Source organism: Piscirickettsia salmonis LF-89 = ATCC VR-1361, assembly GCF_000297215.2.
GTDB classification, from domain to species: Bacteria; Pseudomonadota; Gammaproteobacteria; order Piscirickettsiales; family Piscirickettsiaceae; genus Piscirickettsia; species Piscirickettsia salmonis.
Window position 1 is genome coordinate 1 of record NZ_AMFF02000189.1, and the last position, 825, is coordinate 825.

Consider the following 825-nt stretch of genomic DNA (forward strand, 5'->3'; position numbering starts at 1 on the left):
GGTAGCGACGCTTACGAAAAACGTAGGACTGTCGGCTCACTGACTTCTGCGTAGCGCGCGAGATCGGTGATACTCAGGTGAATAACGGCCTGGCTATTGTTTAATACCCATTCGCCGACTTTGCGCTCGGATTTTCTGAGCTCATGGAGGAAATTCTGTATGTGCTGTAATAAGTTACTCATAACTGTTGTCTATCCCTTTGTTTTGTTATCGAAATATTTTAAATATGGTTTAGCGATTATTTTTCAATTAGTAAATTTACTACATTTTACTTTAAATTTGAGGATTATTTACATTACCATAATATTTTTGTAGTTTATTTTGCATTTTATGGGAAGTTATGGCATAGTTAGCCTGGTTTCACAATTTGAATTGAACGTTTCATCTACAATCTTCTTTTAGGGGAAGTTTGATTTTCTTGTGAGGCGACACTCCTTAAATTTTTGCGCACGTGAGTTTCACCTGCGCTTTTTTTAGCGCTTAGGTAATACAATACTCTGAAAATCAGCCATATTGTGAAATTGTGATAATTCGACTAAAAATTACTCCCAGTATTCGAAGTGCAGGTGCCAATAATCGATAAAGCAGCTAAAAATAGGCTTAAAACCTGATTATAGACGGACTGCTCCTGTTAGAACTTAATGAGCTGCATGGTCGCTAGGGCTTTGTGGTGCTTCATGATTACTGACAAGCGTTGCTTTGGACGCCCACCGGTTAAAAGCATTTTGCTACCACAAAGGATGCACTCAAACGGGTCAGTGTTGATAAAGCCTTTGAGGAGTGATGCATAAGTGATTTTTTTAACCGGTCTCTACCGTCTGGGCC

General features: G+C 39.2%; 1 protein-coding gene. It reads right to left on the minus strand.

The window, feature by feature from the left end; translation table 11 throughout:
- Positions 1–11 precede the first annotated feature (11 nt).
- Positions 12–182, minus strand: coding sequence for a hypothetical protein (locus C200_RS15185; RefSeq protein ID WP_080728341.1), 171 nt, complete (start codon positions 180–182; stop codon positions 12–14).
- Positions 183–825: the final 643 nt, after the last annotated feature.